Origin of the sequence: Listeria valentina, assembly GCF_011800755.1 — a bacterium.
In the GTDB taxonomy this organism is placed as follows: domain Bacteria; phylum Bacillota; class Bacilli; order Lactobacillales; family Listeriaceae; genus Listeria; species Listeria valentina.
The window spans coordinates 1-19,148 of the sequence record NZ_JAATJW010000045.1 but is presented as its reverse complement, the minus strand read 5'-3'; the positions used below and the strand labels follow the sequence as shown (position 1 = coordinate 19,148).

Sequence of the window (19,148 nt, the reverse complement as noted above, 5' to 3'; positions counted from 1 at the left end):
GCGATTCATATTTATGCAAACAGAAAATAGAGGCTATGAATGTAATTTTAATTTGAGGGGAAAAGCGAGGGGCAGAATTTCTGCGAGCATCGCGATTCCCTTTGTAGCAACAATTTTCATATTTAGTAATGTTTTAATCTTCTAAACGGTATTTCAATTGGTTTTTCGCTTCCTGACGTTCGAGTCCAAGTTCCACCAACTGTTCAATAAGCTGGCTATAAGAAATGCCACTTGCTTGCCAGAGTAGCGGGTACATGCTAACAGGTGTGAAGCCTGGCATCGTGTTAACTTCATTTAAAAAGATTTCGTTTTGCTCTGTCACAAAAAAGTCTGCGCGAACAAGACCGCTTGCATCAAGACCAAGAAAAGCTTGAATCGCGTATTCTTTTAATTTATTTTCTACTTCTTCACTGACTTCTGCAGGAATCACAAGCGTGGTATCATTATCTTGATATTTCGCTTTATAGTCGTAAAAAACAGCTTTTGAACCTTTTGGTAAAATCTCGCCAGGAACCGAACAAGCTGGCGTGTCGTTTCCAAGTACCGCCATTTCAATTTCGCGAGCGACAACTCCTTGCTCAACAACAACACGGCGATCATATAAGAAAGCTTCGTCCATCGCTTGATAAAGCTCATCTCGATTTTCCGCTTTGCTAATCCCAACGCTTGAACCTAGATTTGCTGGTTTAACAAACATGGGATAAGTAAGCGCCGCTTCCATATCCGCAACCATTTCATCTCGGAAATTTTTCCAATCAATCGAGCGAACGGCTACAGCCGGAAGTTGCGGAATCCCTGCATCTGCAAAGACTTTTTTCATGACAATTTTATCCATCGCTGCTGCTGAAGCAAGTACGCCATTTCCTACATATGGAAGATTCAAGACTTCGAGAAGCCCTTGAACTGTGCCGTCTTCTCCGTTTGGTCCGTGTAGCAGCGGGAATACAACCGTATTTTCTCGCTCTTCTGTCACATCAGCTGGACTAATTAAAAATCCTGAGGAAATTTCGTCTTCTTTTTGCGCTAAGCGAAACTGCTCTTCAGGCGAGAAACGCAGCTGGTCTGAAAAATCCAATTGATGCGTAATCTCTGGGCCCTGAACCCAGTCACCGTCATTGGTTATGTATACAGGTAGCGCTTCAAATTTATTTAAATCAAGTGCATTAATGACAGAAAGTGCCGTTTGCAACGATACTTCATGTTCGGCTGACTTTCCGCCATAAAGTAAAATTAACTTTGTTTTCATGGTATCCCTCCGGATTCTTTTCTGTAGTCTATTTTACCACGTTTCTGTTAGATTAAAAGCAATTTCTTAAAAATGGCGCGACATGAATCAATTTAGCGCTTAGTCAAAAAACAGCAAAAACTTTTGAAGCGAACTTATGCGTTCCCATTCAAAAATTTTTGCTGCTTCCTTTTATGCACCTGCAGATAATTTAAGTCCAATCACTCCAGCGATGATCAGAGCAATAAAGAAAATTTTCATGACACTTTTCTTTTCCTTAAAGAGGAGCATCCCCATGATGACACTACCAACTGCTCCGATTCCTGTCCAAATCGCATAGCCCGTTCCAATTGGGATCGTCTTTAACGCGTGTGAAAGCAAGAAGAAACTGCCGCACATGAATACAATCGTTAAAACAGAAAACCAAAGCTTTTTAAAGCCGTGCGAAAGCTTCATTGTGACAACAAAGCACATTTCACAAAGACCAGCGATCACTAAATAAATCCATGCCATTATTTTTCTCCTTCCTTTCCGCCACCGTCATCGACAAGTTTGAGCCCAATGATTCCTGAGATCAAAACAATTAATGAAATGATCTTAAACAGTCCAGCCGGTTCATTTAAGAAAAGAATCCCGACAATTGCCGTTCCAGCAGCTCCAATTCCTGTAAATACAGCATAAGCTGTTCCAATCGGGATGGTGCGCATCGCTAGAGCGAATAGACCGAAACTAACAATCAAAAAGGCAATTGTAAGCAAGCTGAAATCTAATTTTGTAAATCCGTGTGATTCTTTAAGTCCAAAAGCCCAGACGATTTCAGAGAGTCCGGCTAAAACTAAATAAAACCATTGCATAACTATCATCTTCTCCTTTAATTTAAGAGTAAAACCAAAGCTTCAAAAGCTGATTCTCTTCGTTTTTCAAATTCTGCCAAGTCATAGAGTTCGTGCTCCACACCAAGACCATCTAAAAAAGCATAGAAAACTCGAATCCAGCGTGTTTTTTTCTCTTCATCGTGCGTCATTTCATCGAGCAACATGGCGATTTTTTCAAAAGCTTGTGTCTCATACTTTGTCAGTTCTTCCTGCATTTTCTCCTTTAAGGAAACAGGTGGATAATAAACCGATCGCTGGAAAAAGCGCCGTACTTCAGGATCTCGTTCAAAGTCCGTTGCGGCATAAAAAAAAGCTTTGAGATATTCCTCAGCCGTTTCGTAATCTTCTCGCTTCTCTGCTTTGACATTAGCCAATTCTTCTTGCATAACTTCTCGGTAAATCGTCAAATAAAGTTCTTCTTTAGATTCAAAATGTGCATAAATCGAAGGTGTCTTAATTCCTGCTCTTTTGGCTATTTCAGAAAGAGCTGTTCCGTCATATCCTTTTTCTGAAAAAAGTGTCAGAGCCGCCTTTTTAAGCGTTTCTTTGGACATCTCGATTCCTCCTTATCCGAATTAACTAACGTTCGTTAGTTATAATATAACAAAAATGAAACCAAAGGTAAAGGAGTTTATTTTAAATGTTACCAAAAACACACCTAAAATTGTCTTTCGCCTTACTTCTGTTTATAATTTAAAGTGGAAATGCAGCATCAGTTCACTTCAGAATTTACTAATCACAAATAGAGGTGTAAAAAATGCTCGAAAAAACCAATATATATCATGAAGCTATTGTCCCTACCATGAATTTTCCATTTAAAATTTTTATTTTCCATACTAAAAGTTCAGACCGGCTGATTCCACCTCACTGGCATGCCAGTGTAGAACTTTTATTTTGTTTGTCTGGAAAGTTAGACGTTCAGTTTCCGAATCAGCACATCTCGTTAGCCCAGCAAGATGTTTTGTTCATCAATTCCAACATGATTCATTCTTCGCAAAGTCCAGTTCCTGGAAAATGCTTAGCCATTCAAATTCCACTTGATTTTTTAGCAAGTGCCACGGAAAATCAGTATGGCCACCAATTCCTGTACAAATTGAATCCGCAAAATGCGACTCCGGAAGTTAAGGCGATACTTATGCGGATTAAAAAGCAGTTAACAAAAGAAAACTTGTGGGACCGCTTGACGACAAAAGCAAGCGCCTATGAACTAATAGCGGAGCTCACCAAAAATTTTCGCACCCCACTTGCAGGCATTAAAGAAATTGAGAGCGCCAAACACCTTCCCAAGTTGAAAAAAGTAAATGATTATATTGCAGCACATCACAAAGAATATCTCTCGCTTACATCTGTAGCGGAACATTTCAACTATAATCCTTCCTATTTTTCACGTTTTTACAAAAAATTTATGGGGGTTTCTTTTAGTGAATATTTGAGTTCTGTCCGCTTATTAGAAGCTTACTTCAAACTAAGAGATACAGACCATACGATTCTTGAAATCGCACTTGATAGCGGTTTTTCAACAGTCAAGTCTTTTTATAATGCGTTCACAAAACATTACGGGATATCCCCTCAGCAATATCGGAAAACATACTTCAAAAAGTAAAATTCTTTCCGATTTCATGTCAAAAAACGACGCGAAATGAAAACGCTATCTTTTATATAATGTGGCTATAGAAGTCCAAACAGGGGGTTTAGTAATGAAAGAGAAAATCATTCACTTTTTTAACAAAATCAATCCATGGTTTGATAAGATGGGGAGCAATGCTTATTTACAAGCAATCTCCGGCGCCATGATGTCTACACTCGGACCGATTTTCATCGGTTCCATCGCTGTTTTAATCACTGTTTTAATGAACATGGTGCCTTCCCTTAAACAATTGACTCAAGTCACTGATTTACTTAGCAAAGTCAATACAGTCACAATCGGGGCAATGGCCATCTACGTCGTTGTTCTTATGGCTTATCATTTAGTACGCCGGCTTGACCGGGATGAAGATCCCATCTCAGCAGGTATTATCGCTTTGATGAGTTTTCTTTTGATCACACCAATCGGTCAAACAGCAGACAAAGTTTCTGCCGTTCCTTCTACTTGGCTTGGCGCACAAGGCGTATTTTCCGCACTCATTATCGGGATCATTAGCGCTCGGCTTTATTTATTCATTAAACATAAAGGCTGGACGATCAAAATGCCTGCTGGGGTGCCGCCGATGGTTACGCGGATGTTTGAATCTCTTATTCCAACCATTTTAATTGGTCTCCTTTTTATCCTCATCGACTTTTTGTTTGGACTAACTGGATTTGGCAGCATGCACCAATTCGTTTACTCGATTATCCAAGAACCACTGAAAGGAATTGGCGGCACAATTGGCGCTGTTATCCTCCTAAGTTTGATTCAACAAATTTTATGGTTCTTCGGGATTCACGGCACCAATGTAATGTTGCCACTTGTAACACCGCTATGGCTGTCCATGGATGTTGAAAACTTAAATGCGATTCAAGCGGGACAAGTTCCTCCAAATATTGTTGGGCTAGCTTTTTTCAACATTATCACTTTTGGTGGAATGGCACTTGGGCTTATTTTGCTCATGTTACGAGCGAAAAGTAAACAATATCGTGAAGTGGGTAAAATTGCGATCATTCCTGGCTTATTCGGAATTACAGAACCTGTTATTTTCGGGACACCGCTTGTTCTTAATTTCAACCTTGCAATTCCGTTTATTACGAACAATACGATTGCACTCATCCTCGCCTACGTGCTTACAAAACTACACGTTGTCGCTCAGTTTACAGGGGTTCAAGCGATTTTCGGGTTGCCGCTTGGCTTCCATGCTGCGGTTCAAGGAAGTATCTCGATTATCATTTTACAATTATTTATTCAACTGATTTTGTCACCGATTCTTTGGTATCCGTGGTTTAAACGGTTGGATAATAAAACTTATGAACAAGAACTAGCAGCTGCAAAAGAGGAGGAAAAATAGATGAATGAAACAGATTTAAAAAAGATCTTAAGGGATTTAACTTGGCAAGAAAAAGTCGGTCAGCTAATTCAATTATCCGGGGATTTTTTTAGTAGCGAAGATGCCTTAACGGTCGGACCCAAGCAAAAGTTAGGGATCACGCAAGAAATGGTCGATTTAGCGGGCTCCGTTTTAAATGTTGCTGGTGCTAGTAAGACAAGGGAAATTCAAGAAAAGTGGCTTCAAAAAAGCAGGCATAAAATTCCGCTTCTTTTCATGGCCGATATTGTATATGGCTACCGAACTGTTTTTCCCATTCCGCTTGGGCTTGGCGCGACTTGGAATCCAGAATTAATTGAGCAAGCTTACAAAGTGACGGCAGCAGAATCGAAAGCCGCTGGGGTGCACGTGACTTTCGCGCCAATGGTTGACCTCGTGCGAGATGCCAGATGGGGAAGGTGCCTAGAATCGACAGGTGAAGATGCGACACTTAATGCGGCTTTTGCACGCGCGATGGTTACTGGATTGCAACATGTGGAAACTGGTAAAATCACGGGGATTGCGTCTTGTGTTAAACATTTTGCTGCATACGGGGCCGCGGAAGGCGGACGCGAATACAATACGGTCGATATGTCCGAGCGACGATTGCGGGAGGATTATTTACCGGGATACCAGGCGGCCGTCGATGCGGGAAGCGAACTGGTGATGACTTCTTTTAATACCTATGATGGAACGCCTGTTACAGGAAGCGAATTTTTGCTTAAGCAAATCTTGCGAGAGGAATGGGGCTTTGATGGTGTCATCATCTCGGATTATGCTGCCGTGCAGGAACTCGTGGCACATGGGATTGCAGCCGATGAAAAGGAAGCCACCCTTCTTGCGATGAAGGCGACGAACGATATTGATATGAAAACGGGATGTTACGCTAAGCAACTTGAGCCGCTTGTTCAGGAAGGAAAGCTTGATCCCGGCTTAATTGATGAGGCGGTATGGCGTGTTTTGAAGCTGAAAAATAAACTTGGCTTGTTTGAAGATCCTTATCGCGGGGCATCTAGCGAGCGGGAGCGAAAAGTGCTTTTGACGGAAGAAAATCGTGATTTGGCGTATCAAGTCGCCGCTCAGTCGATGGTCTTATTAGAAAATAAAAACAACACCCTCCCTCTTGCTAAAAATGAACAAAAGATTTTGCTTGTCGGTCCTTATGGGGATAATCAAAATTTAATTGGCTTGTGGGCGATTCACGGGAATACAAGCGATGTCATCACGATCAAAGAAGCGATCAGTCAGCATGTTTCTGCTTCAAAATTCAGCTATAGCGCTGGTTGCGAGATGCCGTCGGATTACCATTTTCTCGGGGAATTCGGTGGAAGCAAGGAACAACTTGAGCGAATGCCTCTAGCTGAAAGGAAGCAAGCGCTCGCAGAAGCACTCGAACAAGGAAAACAAGCCGATGTGATTATTTATGCGATGGGCGAGCATACGATGCAAAGTGGTGAAGCAGGTAGCAGAACGGACATTACGCTGCCAGATGTCCAAAAAGAATTCATTCAAGAAATGCTTGCGCTCGGGAAAACGAACATTTTAGTGACCATCAGTGGGCGTCCACTAGTTTTAACAGAAGAAGCCAATCAAATGGATGCGATTTTACAAGCTTGGTTTCCTGGAACGGAAGGCGGACGTGTGATTGCTGACATTTTATTTGGCGAAATCAATCCTTCTGGTCGCTTAAGCATGAGTTTTCCTTATACAGTTGGACAGCTTCCGATTTATTACAATGGCTTCCAAACGGGGCGTCCACTGAATAGCGAAACACATAAAGGCCGGTTTGTTTCCAAATACTTGGATAGTCCAAACGCTCCGCTCTATCCATTCGGATACGGATTGAGCTATAGCAATGTTGAACTTTCGAGTTTAACATTAGATGCAGAAGAAATGGTGGATCAGCTACACGTCAGCGTACAAATCAAAAATAACTCCTCGCGCGGCGGATTCGAAACAGTCCAACTATACGTGCAAGACATTGTAGGATCTGTCGTTCGCCCGACTCGAGAGCTAAAAAAGTTCAAAAAAGTTTATTTAAAAGCGCAAGAAAACACCGCGATTCATTTTACATTAACGCGCGAAGACCTCTTCTACTATACGAAAAAGATGGACTTTACAGTTGAGCCAGGCGATTTCAATTTATTTGTCGGCTTAAATTCGCGGGATACACTTTCAGCATCGTTCACGCTAAAATAACAAAAAAGCCCTGTGCAAACTGGTTTGCACAGGGCTTTTGAATTTCAAGTTACTTTTCAATATAGATCCATTCGCTTCGTTTTAAATCATAAACGAGTTCAGCTACTACTTCATTATAAATCAGTTCTTCAGGAGAATCTTCAAGTTCCGACAAGTCTTCATCGAAATCGATCCCGATCGGAACACGAAACTGTGTCCGTGATTTTTCTGCATGTGCAAATGAAATACAAGCACCTTCTTTAAAGTATTTCATCATTTTCTTTAAAAGATCACTCGGTGGCGTCGCAACACCTTTTCGTCTGTTAGGCATTAAAAAGCTTTTCTCATGAACGATTTCTTCCGTTTTGCGTGTGATCGCTTGACTTAAAACCGCATAAAAATGGTTCATATTTCGATAGTAGACTTTGTTGTATCTGCCATCTTTCTTCGTTAAATAAACAAAGTTATTTTGTAATTTATAATAAAACGGTGATCGTAAGTGTCTTCCTGTATGCGCCAAGTAAAGCAACTCTGCCACTTCTTGTGGAGACAATTGATTGACAAGTTCCACATCTTCAAAATCTACCCAGCAAAAATTATTGAACTTCAAAAGCGGAGCTTGTTTCAACTGCTTCAAATCACTCGATTCTAGATAGTGAAAAGCCGTATGCGCATTGTACGAAGTATCTTTAAAATGATGCTTAATGAGTAAAATATTTTCAGGCGGTGCAGGAACACCCTGCATAAAATCACAAAAAGTAATGCCGCTTGTCACGACATTATTAATGACATTATCCATATGAATGTAAATTGACTTTTGATTTGAAAGTTCTTTTTTCATCAACTCTGCCTCATTCTTCTCACAATTTTCACTTTGCTACTCTACAATTTATCATACACTATTTTAGTGGCTTTTGTATAACAATAAAATCAAAACTAAATTACTTTCTGATGACAGTAAAAAAAGAGCCTCGGAAAAATCTTCCGAGGCCACGAAAAAAACAATTATTAGCGTAAACTGAACTCAACTTGCGGCAGCGGATTTAATTGTATCGTCTGCCAGAGTTCCTTACGGGATTTTGTTTTTTCAACGCTAATTCCTTTCGATTTGAGATTTTGAACAACCTTATCCATCTTTTTCGGGTCTTTACTCATCTTCTCAATCACTCCGTTTCCAGAAAATGGTTTCATTCATTCTTTTAAGCGTTTTCTTTCTCTATGTCCACTCTAACACAAAAATGGTAATAAAAATAGCTTTTTTTACAAATTTATTCATCATAGAAAAAACCCGCCATTTCAGGAAATTCCCGAAAACAGCAGGTTTTAAACCTATAAAACTTTATCTAAGAAACTTTTTGTTCGTTCATGTGTTGGATGATCGAAAATCGCTTCTGGTGAACCTTCTTCGACGATGTAACCACCGTCCATGAAAATCACACGGTTCCCCACTTCACGAGCAAAGCCCATTTCATGCGTCACAACAATCATCGTCATGCCATCTTTTGCAAGTTCCTTCATAACATTCAAAACTTCCCCAACCATCTCAGGATCAAGCGCAGAAGTGGGCTCATCAAACAGCATGATATCTGGATCCATCGCAAGCGCACGCGCAATGGCTACCCGTTGCTTTTGACCACCGGAAAGTTCGCTTGGATAGCTCGCTGCTTTTTCACTCAAACCCACACGTTCAAGAAGTTTTTGCCCAAGGTCATTTGCCTCAGCCTTGGAACGCTTTTTTAATTCGACGGGCGCAAACGTGATATTTTCAAGCACCGTTTTATGCGGAAAGAGATTAAAATGTTGAAAGACCATCCCGATATTTTCACGAACCTTATTAATGTCGGTTTGTTTATTCGTCAAGTTGTAGTCATCTACGATCACTTCGCCAGCTGTAATTTCTTCAAGCTGATTTAAGCAGCGCAAAAAGGTACTTTTCCCGGAACCAGAAGGACCAATCAGGCAAACTACTTCGCCTTCTTCGATTTCAATGTTGATATCTTTTAATACTTCATTTGCTCCAAAATTTTTCTTTAAGTTTGTTACTTTTAGCTTTGTCATTTGCCAAGTCTCCTTTCAAGCACATTTGAAAGTTTCGTAAGCGCAGTGATCACAACGAGATACATGATCGCAACAACCAGCCAAATGCCCGTTGTTTCAAATGTACGGGCGATGATGATTTTCCCGGATTGTGTGAGTTCAACAATGCCGATAATACTCATAATCGATGTATCTTTCAGCGTGATAACAAACTGATTAATGAATGATGGAACCATCACGCGAACGGCTTGCGGTAAAATAATTTTCATCATTGATTTCCCGTATGGAACTCCAAGTGAACGAGCTGCTTCCATTTGCCCTTTATCGATCGCAAGGATACCACCACGAATGATTTCAGTGATATAAGCTCCCGCGTTCAAACTTAAGGTGATGATCGCAGCGAGATTTGGATCCATTCGGAAATTGAAAGCTTGCGAAATTCCGAAGTAGATGAAAAATGCTAAAACAATTAGTGGAATCCCACGGAATATATCCACATAAACCGTCGCAATTCCGCGTAAAAGTTTGCTCCTGCTCACTTTAAGGAAACCAAAGATAAGTCCAAGAAGAGCTGCAAATACAAGCGAAATCACGGTTAATTTAATCGTATTCCAAAGTCCCATCAAAAGCGCAGGGAAACTACTTACAAGCGTATCCCAAAATGTATCCGGTTCAGCATCCGAACCAATATACTTATCTAAGATCTTTTGATATTCGCCACTATTTTTAATATTAACAAGCCCTTTATTGAAGGCTTCAAGAAGTTCTTTATTTCGGCCTTTTTGAACTGCGAAGCCGTACTGGCCACCGCGTTCCATATCTGTTACGATTTTTAGACCATTTCCTTGCTTAACCCCGTAAGCCATAACCGGATAGTCATCAAAGCAGGCAACCGAATTACCGCCTTTTACATCTTCATACATACTTGCAGAGTCATCAAACGGAACAAGTTTGTAGCCATACTTGTCTTTATTTTTATCAGCGAAGGCATAACCTTCCGTTCCTGTTTTAACAGCAACTTTTTTTCCTTTTAAATCCTTATAAGATTTAACAGTATCATTATCTTTTTTAATAGCCATAACGACACCCGAATCAAAATATGGGTCTGAGAAATCAAATTTATTTTTGCGTTCATCTGTGATGCTCATTCCCGCAATAACGCCATCTACTTGACCACCTTCAAGCGCTTGAACAGCCGCATTAAAGCCCATCGGTTTCATCGTATATGTAAACCCTTGGTCCTTTGAGATCGCCTTTACAATATCCATGTCAATGCCGATTAGATCGCCTTTGCTGTTTTGAAATTCAAACGGCGCAAACGTCTCATCTGTTGCAATTTCATAATGCTCAGCATTCGCTTTTACCGGAAGTCCAAAACTTCCAAGCAGAACAGTAGCAAGCATAAGTAGCGGTAGTAAAAATTTCAATCGCTTCACTGTTTTCTCCCCTGTCTATCTAAAAAATTGCCGTCTGCACATAGCATGCAAAACTTCACCCTTAAAATTTTACCATAAGGGAAGATTATTGACCATAATTATTTATGATAAGTTTTATAACACACAAAAAACAGCTGCCGAAGCAACTGCAAGAAGGCATTTTCCAAATTCAGCTCACCGCCTGCGCTCAGCAAAAGCAAGCCGTGCGCACTTGTTTTAGAACTGCTCTTTCTCCATTTGGACTTGAAGCAGCCGCTTGCCGACCAAAGCTTTTTCCGCCGTTAGCTGCCCGAGAAAAGTACTCAAATATTTCTCGATTTGCTCAGAAGAAACGATTTGCTGCTTTTGATAAGTCTCATCAATTCGGCTTGCTAAAATTTTGGTGCGCGGTGCTTCAAAAGCATCTTCAAGTGAGCTGTCCGACGCTGATGTAAAATTACCAGCTAGTAGCATTTCTTTTAAAGAACTAAATTGATCGAATTCCCATTTCAATATATGAAGTTCTTTCTTCAATTTTTTCTCTTCATCTTCAAATTCCATTCTTTTTTCTTCCAAGTTTCGATCTTGGTTGCTCATCTCAAATTCCTCCATGAATTATATTCTCATCTTTCTATTTATTATTTTACCACTAATTAACTGTGAAAAATGTGACAATCCAGTGAATATTTCTGAAGATTTCACAAAATAAACACATAAAAACGTATATGCGTATTCAAATATAACTGCGCAAAATGGAGAGATTTGTGTTTCTATAGAATTGTAAAAAATGATACAAGCACTATGTACAGAGATAAGTCATCCTTCTTTTTCTGTCTTTTCATTTATTTATAACTATTTTTATTGATGATTTGTTAACAGCTTCAAAATAATATATAATTATTCCAAGTTTTCTTGCAATAACAAATATTCCAGCCAACAATCGAGAATTAACGCCTGTAATTTTAGAAACCTCATATCCAAACTAAATGGCCTTCCGAAATTAGACTGTTTATCTAATATTCGGAAGGCCATTTTTATGACGAATCAAAATTCACAAAGCCAGTTTTTTTCACTTATTCATTTTGCGATTCGATTGCTGATCAGTTTCACGACTTCCATTAAGAGGACTGCAGCTACAGCAAGTAATGTCGCGATTCCCCATTCCGATAGGCCGAAACTTGCTGGGATGGAAAATACTTCGCGGACGCCTGGTAAAACTGTGATGGCATACAAGACAAAGCAAAGTCCAACGGCGCCAAGTACGTATTTATTTTGGAAAAAGCCTGCACCAAAGGCGGTTTGAGTATTCGAGCGTGCTGCAAAGGTTTGTAAGGTTCTTGCTAGGATGAGTGTTGTGAAGGCCATCGCAACGCTGATTTCTGGACTGATAGTAAGACCGATAAATTGTGAAATGATGACGGCTACACCGATTAGGATACCTCTTGAGAGGACAGCGCGCATCGTGCCGCCAGCGAAAATTCCTTCGTTCATATCTCTTGGTTTGCGTTTCATGACGTCTGGCTCTGCTTTTTCCATGCCAAGGGCAATCGCTGGAAGGGAATCGTTCACGAGATTGATAAAAAGTAGTTGCAAGGCGGTGAAAGGGTTCACCCAGTTCATCACAAGCGCGAATAAAATTGCAATAATCGCCCCAAGGTTTCCTGCAAAAAGGTAGCCAATCGCTTTTTTGATATTATCGAAAACGGTTCGTCCGACTTCAACGGCACTAATGATCGAAACGAAATTATCGTCGGTTAGAATCATCGCAGAAGCATCTTTTGCTACGTCTGTGCCGCTTCCCATCGCAATACCAATGTCCGCTTGCTTGAGGGCTGGTGCGTCATTCACGCCATCGCCTGTCATCGCCGTTACTTTTTCTTTTTTCTGCCAAGCACGCACAATGCGAATTTTATTTTCTGGCGAGACGCGTGCATAAACGGTGATATGACTCAGCTTTTGTTCGAGTTCTTCTTCGCTCATTCGGTCGAGTTCTTGCCCGGTTACCGCAAAATCGCCTTCTTCTACAAGCCCGATGTTGCGTCCGATCGCTTCGGCGGTTGTCTTGTGATCGCCTGTAATCATCACGGTATGGATGCCCGCTTTTTTCGCTTCTTCAATTGAAGCATAGACGGCTTCACGTGGCGGGTCAATCATTGCCGTTAGTCCAACTAAAACAAGTTCATTTTCATCTTCGTGGGTCAGCGTCGCTTGTTCTGCGGGCATTCGTTTATAGCCGTAAGCAAGAACACGCAAGGCTTCTTTTGAAAAGCTTTCATTGGTTTTTTCAAGCTCGCTTAAAAGTTCAGTAGAAAATGGAACTTCTTCTCCGTTTAGATAGAGAAACTTGGCCCGACGAAACATCACATCGGGTCCGCCTTTTGTGAGCATGACTTTTTCATCACCAAATTGATGTAGTGTTGACATTAATTTTCGTTCGGAATCAAAAGGAAGTTCGGCAAGACGCGGATAGGTTTTCCGAAGCTCGCTTGGATCTTGGTTGCTTGACTTGCTGAATGCAAGTAGGGCTGTTTCGGTTGGATCGCCAAGCTCCTGTCCATCTTCATTGATCGTTGATTCATTACAAAGTACTGCAATATTCATCAAGCGTCGTTCTGATTCTTCCCAACTAGCAGGCTCATTTGGAAAATTCTTTTTTACACCGTCTGGAAGGTAATAATCAACGACGGTCATTTTATTTTGTGTCAGCGTTCCTGTTTTATCCGTACAAATAACACTCGTGGAACCAAGCGTTTCAACGGCAGGAAGTTTACGGATGATCGCGTGGCGCCTTGCCATTTTGTTGGTCCCAACAGATAGGACAATGGTGACGATCGACGATAAGGCTTCTGGGATTGCTGCTACAGCGACAGCAACAGCGAACATGAAGGCATTTAAAATCGCTTGTGTCGTGTCTGTTTCTGTGCTCGTTCCGAAGAAAATTCGCCCAGCTTCGACGGCAAAGATAAGGATACAAAGTGCTAAAATCGCAATCCCGAGTTTCTTGCTAAAGCTTTCAAGTTTTTGTTGGAGTGGCGTTTGTTTCGCTTCCGCCGTTTCGAGAAGTCCGGCGATCTTTCCAATTTCGGATTTTCCGGCGGTCGCGGTGACAACAAAGCTGCCTCGCCCATATGCCACGAGCGAACTGCTGAACACCATGTTGATCCGGTCGCCAAGGGCAACTTCTTCTGGTATTGGGTCGATGGCTTTTTGAACGGTTTCGGATTCCCCGGTCAGCATCCCTTCATCGACTTTGAGTGAGCTACTTTCAAGCAAGCGTCCATCCGCTGGAACATAATCGCCTGCATCAAGTAAAACGATATCTCCCGGCACGACATCGCGGGCATGGATGGTTTCTTTTTTCCCATCGCGCAAGACTTTTGCCTCTGGAGCCGACATTTCTCGCAAGGCATCAAGAGAACTTTCTGCTTTTTTCGTTTGAATGACACTGATCAATGCATTCACGATTAAAACAACAAAAATAATGATCGATTCAATGACTTCACCGAGCGCTAACTGGACGAGCGCCGCAATCACGAGCACGATTACCATTGGATCTTTAAACGTTTCTAGGAACAGTTTCCATACGGGGATTTTTTTATTTTGTTTTAACTCGTTATAACCATATTTTTCAAGGCGCTTCCGAGCCTCTTCGCGTGTTAGCCCCTTTTCAGTTGTATTTTCTTGCTTTAAAACCGCTTCTGGTGTTTCTTTATAAAATTCCAAAAACTGACCAACTCCTTTCTCTACTCACTTCGCTTTACTAAAAGTATAGCAAATCTATATGTACAAAAACGAACAAATTCTATAAGGTTTACAAAATCTTAACAATCCTTTCCCCTGTTTCTTGAAAAATAAAACCGCTCTTTTTCAAGAACGGTAAGGTGGATTTTTTTCTTTTCCGGCAATGATTTTTGGCACTTCGCGGTTGGAAATAAAGGTGATGAGCGAGCCGAGCAAAAGCACGAGAATGCCAATGGCGGTTTCAAGCGGAATCGCTTCACCCAAAATGAGGAGTGCAAGAATCGGTGCAAGCGCGGGTTTAATGAAAAACACGAGTGAAGCGAGTGATAAACTGGTTTCTTCCATCGCAAGAAAATAGCAGGAAAAGCCAATACCCGTGACGCCAACCCCAAGATAAAGTAGCATCGGCAAACTATGCAACGAAACGCCCGAGAAAAGCGGAATTTCACTGAAAAGAGCGAGCCCATGATTTGCAAGAAACGTCGCAAAAGGCGTAACGTGACTGATTAGCATAAGCAGTAAAAGTTCGGCTCCACCAATTAGAAAGGAAAAACAAGTCGTCTCAATTCCGCCGTAACGCCATTTTTTTGTGCCATAGCGGCTAATCACGCTATAAACAGCAAAGAAAACGGCTGCAAGGACCGAAAGTGTGACGCCGATTGGATCTGCGAGCGAAAACGGATTAATGATGATCAGCATGCCCGCTAAGCTGATCGCAAGCGAAAGTATGACAAGTTTCGTCATTTTTTCTTTTAAGAAAATGGCTGCAAAGAGCAATACAAAAACGGGATTTAAGCTGAATAAAATAGCCACTGTGGCGGCTTTCGTATAGCCAATTGCCAGTTGGAAAAATGTCATGCTAATCACAATGCAAAAAAAGCCTGTTAGCGCAAAAAAAACCAGTTCATGCCAGCCAAATTTCCGTTTTGCTTTGCGCCATCTAGTGACCGCGAGTGGAAGTAAAATAAATCCACCGATGAAAAAGCGCAGAAAGTTGAGTTCGATTGGATGGAAAGTGCTGCCTGAAAGCTTGATGGCAATTTCCATTGTGCTAAACAAAAAAGTCGCTAAAATAATGTAAAGGTAACCTTTTTTCATAAAATTCGATGCCTCTTTATTTCAAAGTCTTATTCTTTTATTGTATACTCAATTTAACTTGCAAACAAATCATTAATCAGAATGAATTTATGCATTTTTCACATAGGTGGTGATCCAAAGATGGATTTTAATCAATTGCATTATTTTATTATCACGGCTGAAACTGAACATTTAACGCTTGCCGCCGAAAAGCTAGCTTTATCTCAATCTGCTCTTAGCCGTTCGATTCAAAACCTTGAAAAAGAATTGGGATTGCCGCTTTTTGATCGTGATGGACGTGGCATTCAGCTCAATCAGTTTGGAAAGCAATTTTATCAAGATGCTTTAAAACTCATGGATAGCTTCACAAATTCGAAAAAAGAACTCGCGATGCTTGCTGATCCAGATTTTGGCTTGATTCGCTTAGGCTTCACTCATACACTTGGATTCTCACTTGTTCCAAAACTTTTAAAGGCTTTTCGAGTTTCTCATCCGAACAACCACTTCGAGTTTCACGAATCGCGCACAGATGAGCTTCTGGAGCGGGTTCAAAGTGGGGAACTGGACATTGGGCTTGCTGTCACCCAACCGAAGGACCCAGCTTTCTCGAGTTTCCCGGTAACAACCGAAAAAATGGCTATTCTTCTTTCAAAAGATCATCCGCTCGCTTCAAAAAAGCAGTTTGACTTGGAAAATTTAACGAACGAGACGTTTTTTCATTTTAACCGCGAGACACCGACGCGAGAAATTATCGACCAATTTTTGCTTAAACGCGGTCTTGTTCCTCGCTTTTCAATCGATGGGCTCGAAATCGCAAGCATCCTCGGTCTTGTTGAAGCAAATTTAGGGATCGCAATCGTTCCAGAATCAGTCGCACCCTCGCTTGCTGGTATCCGCACATATCCACTCGAACTCAAGCGAACGATTTATGCCATTTACAGAACACAAGGCTTTTTAGCTAGAGCTCCAAAAGCTTTTTTGGAATTTCTACAAGAAACCAAAATAAAAACAGATCTGTAGGTTGCAGATCTGTTTTTATTTTGGTTAGCTTAGTTTCTTTTTGAGCGTGTAACTTGCCCCAGCAACAAAGAAAAGACCAAGTATCACAATCAAGCTATTAGTCGTATCCCCAGTTCCTGGTAGTTTGTTGTTTTCGCCTGGTTTCGGATTTTGACCATTTGATCCGCCACCATTCGGGTTTTCGCCATCTGTTCCTTTATCTCCGTCTGTTCCCTCATCTGGTTCTGTTTGCTTCACATTTTCTTTCATCACTTGAACAGTTTCTTCTTGACCCGTTTCAATCGTGAAAGGAAGAGCTGTTTCATCTAGTTTATAGCCAGTTGGAGCCTTTGTTTCAACAAACGCATAATCGCCTGGTGCTAAATCTGTCACAGTAATTTCACCGTTTTTATCTGTTACAAGTTCCGTTTCCAGTTCTTCACCTGTTGTTCTGTTAATCAATTTAAATTCTGCATCTGCCAGTTTCTTGTTGTGATTCGCACTGTCGACTTTCGTAAGCTTAACAGCGCCCACATCTTTTTGATTTTCAAAAGTTACTTGAAGCATCTCACTTTGCCCTTTTTCAATCGTAAATTCAATTGGTGTTTCATCTAGCAAGTAACCTGCTGGCGCTTTTGTTTCAACAAACGCATATTTCCCAGGTTTTAATTGATCTACAAAAATTTCACCTTCTGAATTTGTCGTTAATTTCTCTTTCAAGACTTGGCCATTTTCATCTAGTAAGCTAAATTCAGCACCTTCTAATCGCTTGCTATCATCTGCTTGATCCATTTTAACGAGCGTTACGCTACCGGTTTGAAGCTTGTTATCAATTTTCACTACAATTGGCTCTGTTTCATCACCTGTAACTGTAAATGCATGTTTTTGATCACTTATTTCGTAACCATCTGGCGCGGCAGTTTCAACAATTTGATAATCGCCAATTTCCATCGGAATACTCATCAATTCGCCGTTTTCATCCGTCGTTCCTGTGAAAACAACATTTCCTTCTTCATCAAGAATATCAAACGTAGCCCCTGGAAGACGCTCTCCTGTTTCTTCATCTACTTTAACGATTTGAACTCGTCCGTCATAAACTACCGTTGTCGCCGAGTTGGTATTTAGTTCTGTATCACTAATGTGCAAGATTCCAACGTTTGTAAATTCATCTCCCACTTGTAAAGTTTCATCAATATCCACTAAAAACGAAACTTTTTGCGGTGTATCTTTCGAAATCTCTTTCTTAGTCACAAGCGTTAACAATTTGCCATCTTCAGAGACTTTGTAGTCAAAATAGTCACTATCAATACCTGTGATTTCATTAATTGTCATCTTATCTGGAAGCGGGTCTGTAATTGTGATGCCAACTGGAATGCTAGCTCCTGACTTCACGCCAAATTCCAATGTATATTCGAGCTGGTTCTCGCCGATGTTAATTTTAGATTTGTTAACACTTTTCTTAAGCGAAAAACTGCTATCTGAAGTGAGTAGTGGTTTTACTGGGAATTCTTTTGTGACATCATAGCCATCTGCTGTTAAATTCCCCACATTCATTTGCGTTCCCATATCTAAATTCTGAGCTTCTAAAGCATATTCAACCAGATACGATTCATCACTTGCGATATCTCCAAAGTCAACACGGATCGTTTTCGTTTGAGAATCGTAGGAAATTTTATCCGTGTATTGGTCTGTTACATAAGTAAAACCAGTTGGTGTGTGACTTTCATCGAAACCGTTGACTTTTAAAATTCGGATATTATCTACAACCATTGTATCGCCGCCAGCACCTGCAAACGTATTGGGATAAGTTAACTCTGTATCTGCCGGGATTGTATCGGTAACGACAACATTTTTTAAATTCAATTCTGAATAATTCACAGCTAGTACAAAGCGATTTTTAGAGGGTTCATTAACATCGAGTAATCCAACTTCTCTAGAATCATCTAGTGCATACTGGTACCATTTATAAAAAATCGCGTTGGGCGAACCGCCGCTGCTAACAACTTTTACGTCTTGGCTATCGCTTGTCCCAGCGTACTCTACCTTAAAAGTTTCCGTGCTATCTTCTTTAAAAAGCGGTGCTGAATAATTGATAGTAATGTTGGTGTTGATTGCTTCGTTTGGATCTACTTCATTTGGATCAAGTTTAGCAATGATTTGGTAATCGCCATTTTCATCTTGCACCGTTCTGTCATATACAAATGGACTAGGAACTAGCACGTTATCTGGTTTAAGTTCGTCTCCGGATGCTACTGTTTTTTTCGGAATCGTAATAACGACTTCACCGTTTGATTCGTCAAAATCTCCTGCGCTTCCCTTGATATTGACATCTACTGCTACATTATTTCTTCCTTGAATTGGATCTGGATTAACAGAAATGCTGCTGCTAACCGCTCTTGAAACGTCCGACATATTGGCACGAACCTGTGACAATCCTGCTGGAACAAGTAAAACTAAAATTAAAATTAAAATTCCAAACTTCTTCATAAAACCACTCCATTCATCTGCATATCCATACTTTTGTTTCAAAAATTCACTTCATCATTACTTTAAAAAACGTATTTCTTACCATGCAAAACGTTTTGAAATGAACAAAGTAAATTTT

The 19,148-nt window shown here is 40.8% G+C and carries 16 protein-coding genes; 4 read left to right on the top strand and 12 right to left on the bottom strand.

Translation table 11 applies throughout. The features are described from left to right. Window positions 1–133: 133 nt before the first annotated feature. The 4 genes from HCK02_RS10080 to HCK02_RS10065 all read right to left on the bottom strand — a co-directional run bounded on the left by HCK02_RS10080 (window position 134) and on the right by HCK02_RS10065 (window position 2,654). Window positions 134–1,246, bottom strand: coding sequence for a D-alanine--D-alanine ligase (locus tag HCK02_RS10080; RefSeq protein WP_167629986.1), 1,113 nt, complete (start codon window positions 1,244–1,246; stop codon window positions 134–136). Window positions 1,247–1,417: 171 nt separating this feature from the next. Beyond that, window positions 1,418–1,738, bottom strand: a complete 321-nt coding sequence (locus HCK02_RS10075) for a DMT family transporter (protein ID WP_167629985.1) — start codon at window positions 1,736–1,738, stop codon at window positions 1,418–1,420. Beyond that, on the bottom strand, window positions 1,738–2,079 hold the full coding sequence (locus HCK02_RS10070) for a DMT family transporter (protein WP_167629984.1): 342 nt from the start codon (window positions 2,077–2,079) through the stop codon (window positions 1,738–1,740). The genes HCK02_RS10075 and HCK02_RS10070 overlap by 1 nt, the downstream gene beginning before the upstream one ends. A gap of 17 nt (window positions 2,080–2,096) precedes the next feature. Next, window positions 2,097–2,654, bottom strand: a complete 558-nt coding sequence (locus HCK02_RS10065; RefSeq protein ID WP_167629983.1) for a TetR/AcrR family transcriptional regulator — start codon at window positions 2,652–2,654, stop codon at window positions 2,097–2,099. Between the two features lie 203 nt (window positions 2,655–2,857). On the opposite strand from HCK02_RS10065, the gene HCK02_RS10060 reads away from it, so the two are divergent. The 3 genes from HCK02_RS10060 to bglX all read left to right on the top strand — a co-directional run bounded on the left by HCK02_RS10060 (window position 2,858) and on the right by bglX (window position 7,295). Then, entirely contained in the window at window positions 2,858–3,703 is an 846-nt protein-coding gene (locus HCK02_RS10060) for an AraC family transcriptional regulator (RefSeq protein ID WP_208970470.1), read from the top strand. Between the two features lie 94 nt (window positions 3,704–3,797). After that, on the top strand, window positions 3,798–5,078 hold the full coding sequence (locus tag HCK02_RS10055) for a PTS sugar transporter subunit IIC (RefSeq protein WP_167629982.1): 1,281 nt from the start codon (window positions 3,798–3,800) through the stop codon (window positions 5,076–5,078). Next, the gene (gene bglX / locus HCK02_RS10050) at window positions 5,079–7,295 is read left to right on the top strand and encodes a beta-glucosidase BglX (RefSeq protein ID WP_167629981.1); all 2,217 of its coding nucleotides are present in this window, start codon (window positions 5,079–5,081) and stop codon (window positions 7,293–7,295) included. 49 nt (window positions 7,296–7,344) lie between these two features. On the opposite strand, the gene HCK02_RS10045 is transcribed toward bglX, so the two are convergent. The 7 genes from HCK02_RS10045 to HCK02_RS10015 form a co-directional block, all read right to left on the bottom strand. Further along, window positions 7,345–8,115, bottom strand: coding sequence for a hypothetical protein (locus HCK02_RS10045; RefSeq protein ID WP_167629980.1), 771 nt, complete (start codon window positions 8,113–8,115; stop codon window positions 7,345–7,347). A 167-nt stretch (window positions 8,116–8,282) separates the two neighbouring features. Beyond that, the gene (locus tag HCK02_RS10040) at window positions 8,283–8,429 is read right to left on the bottom strand and encodes an Lmo0850 family protein (protein ID WP_165849929.1); all 147 of its coding nucleotides are present in this window, start codon (window positions 8,427–8,429) and stop codon (window positions 8,283–8,285) included. A gap of 174 nt (window positions 8,430–8,603) precedes the next feature. Next, window positions 8,604–9,332 (bottom strand): amino acid ABC transporter ATP-binding protein, encoded by a 729-nt coding sequence (locus HCK02_RS10035; protein ID WP_167629979.1) that lies wholly within the window; start codon window positions 9,330–9,332, stop codon window positions 8,604–8,606. Then, on the bottom strand, window positions 9,329–10,714 hold the full coding sequence (locus tag HCK02_RS10030) for an amino acid ABC transporter substrate-binding protein/permease (RefSeq protein ID WP_167629987.1): 1,386 nt from the start codon (window positions 10,712–10,714) through the stop codon (window positions 9,329–9,331). The genes HCK02_RS10035 and HCK02_RS10030 overlap by 4 nt, the downstream gene beginning before the upstream one ends. Before the next feature lie 249 nt (window positions 10,715–10,963). Next, complete coding sequence (locus HCK02_RS10025) at window positions 10,964–11,323, bottom strand: hypothetical protein (RefSeq protein WP_167629978.1); 360 nt, start codon at window positions 11,321–11,323, stop codon at window positions 10,964–10,966. Between the two features lie 480 nt (window positions 11,324–11,803). After that, window positions 11,804–14,449, bottom strand: coding sequence for a cation-translocating P-type ATPase (locus HCK02_RS10020; RefSeq protein ID WP_167629977.1), 2,646 nt, complete (start codon window positions 14,447–14,449; stop codon window positions 11,804–11,806). A 144-nt stretch (window positions 14,450–14,593) separates the two neighbouring features. Then, on the bottom strand, window positions 14,594–15,565 hold the full coding sequence (locus HCK02_RS10015) for a DMT family transporter (RefSeq protein ID WP_167629976.1): 972 nt from the start codon (window positions 15,563–15,565) through the stop codon (window positions 14,594–14,596). A gap of 120 nt (window positions 15,566–15,685) precedes the next feature. Between HCK02_RS10015 and HCK02_RS10010 the strand changes: the two genes are divergently transcribed. Further along, entirely contained in the window at window positions 15,686–16,564 is an 879-nt protein-coding gene (locus HCK02_RS10010; RefSeq protein WP_167629975.1) for a LysR family transcriptional regulator, read from the top strand. 24 nt (window positions 16,565–16,588) lie between these two features. Here HCK02_RS10010 and HCK02_RS10005 read toward each other — a convergent pair whose 3' ends face one another. Then, window positions 16,589–19,030 carry an LPXTG cell wall anchor domain-containing protein gene (locus HCK02_RS10005; protein WP_167629974.1) on the bottom strand — a complete coding sequence of 814 codons (2,442 nt, stop codon included), beginning with the start codon at window positions 19,028–19,030 and terminating at the stop codon, window positions 16,589–16,591. Window positions 19,031–19,148: the final 118 nt, after the last annotated feature.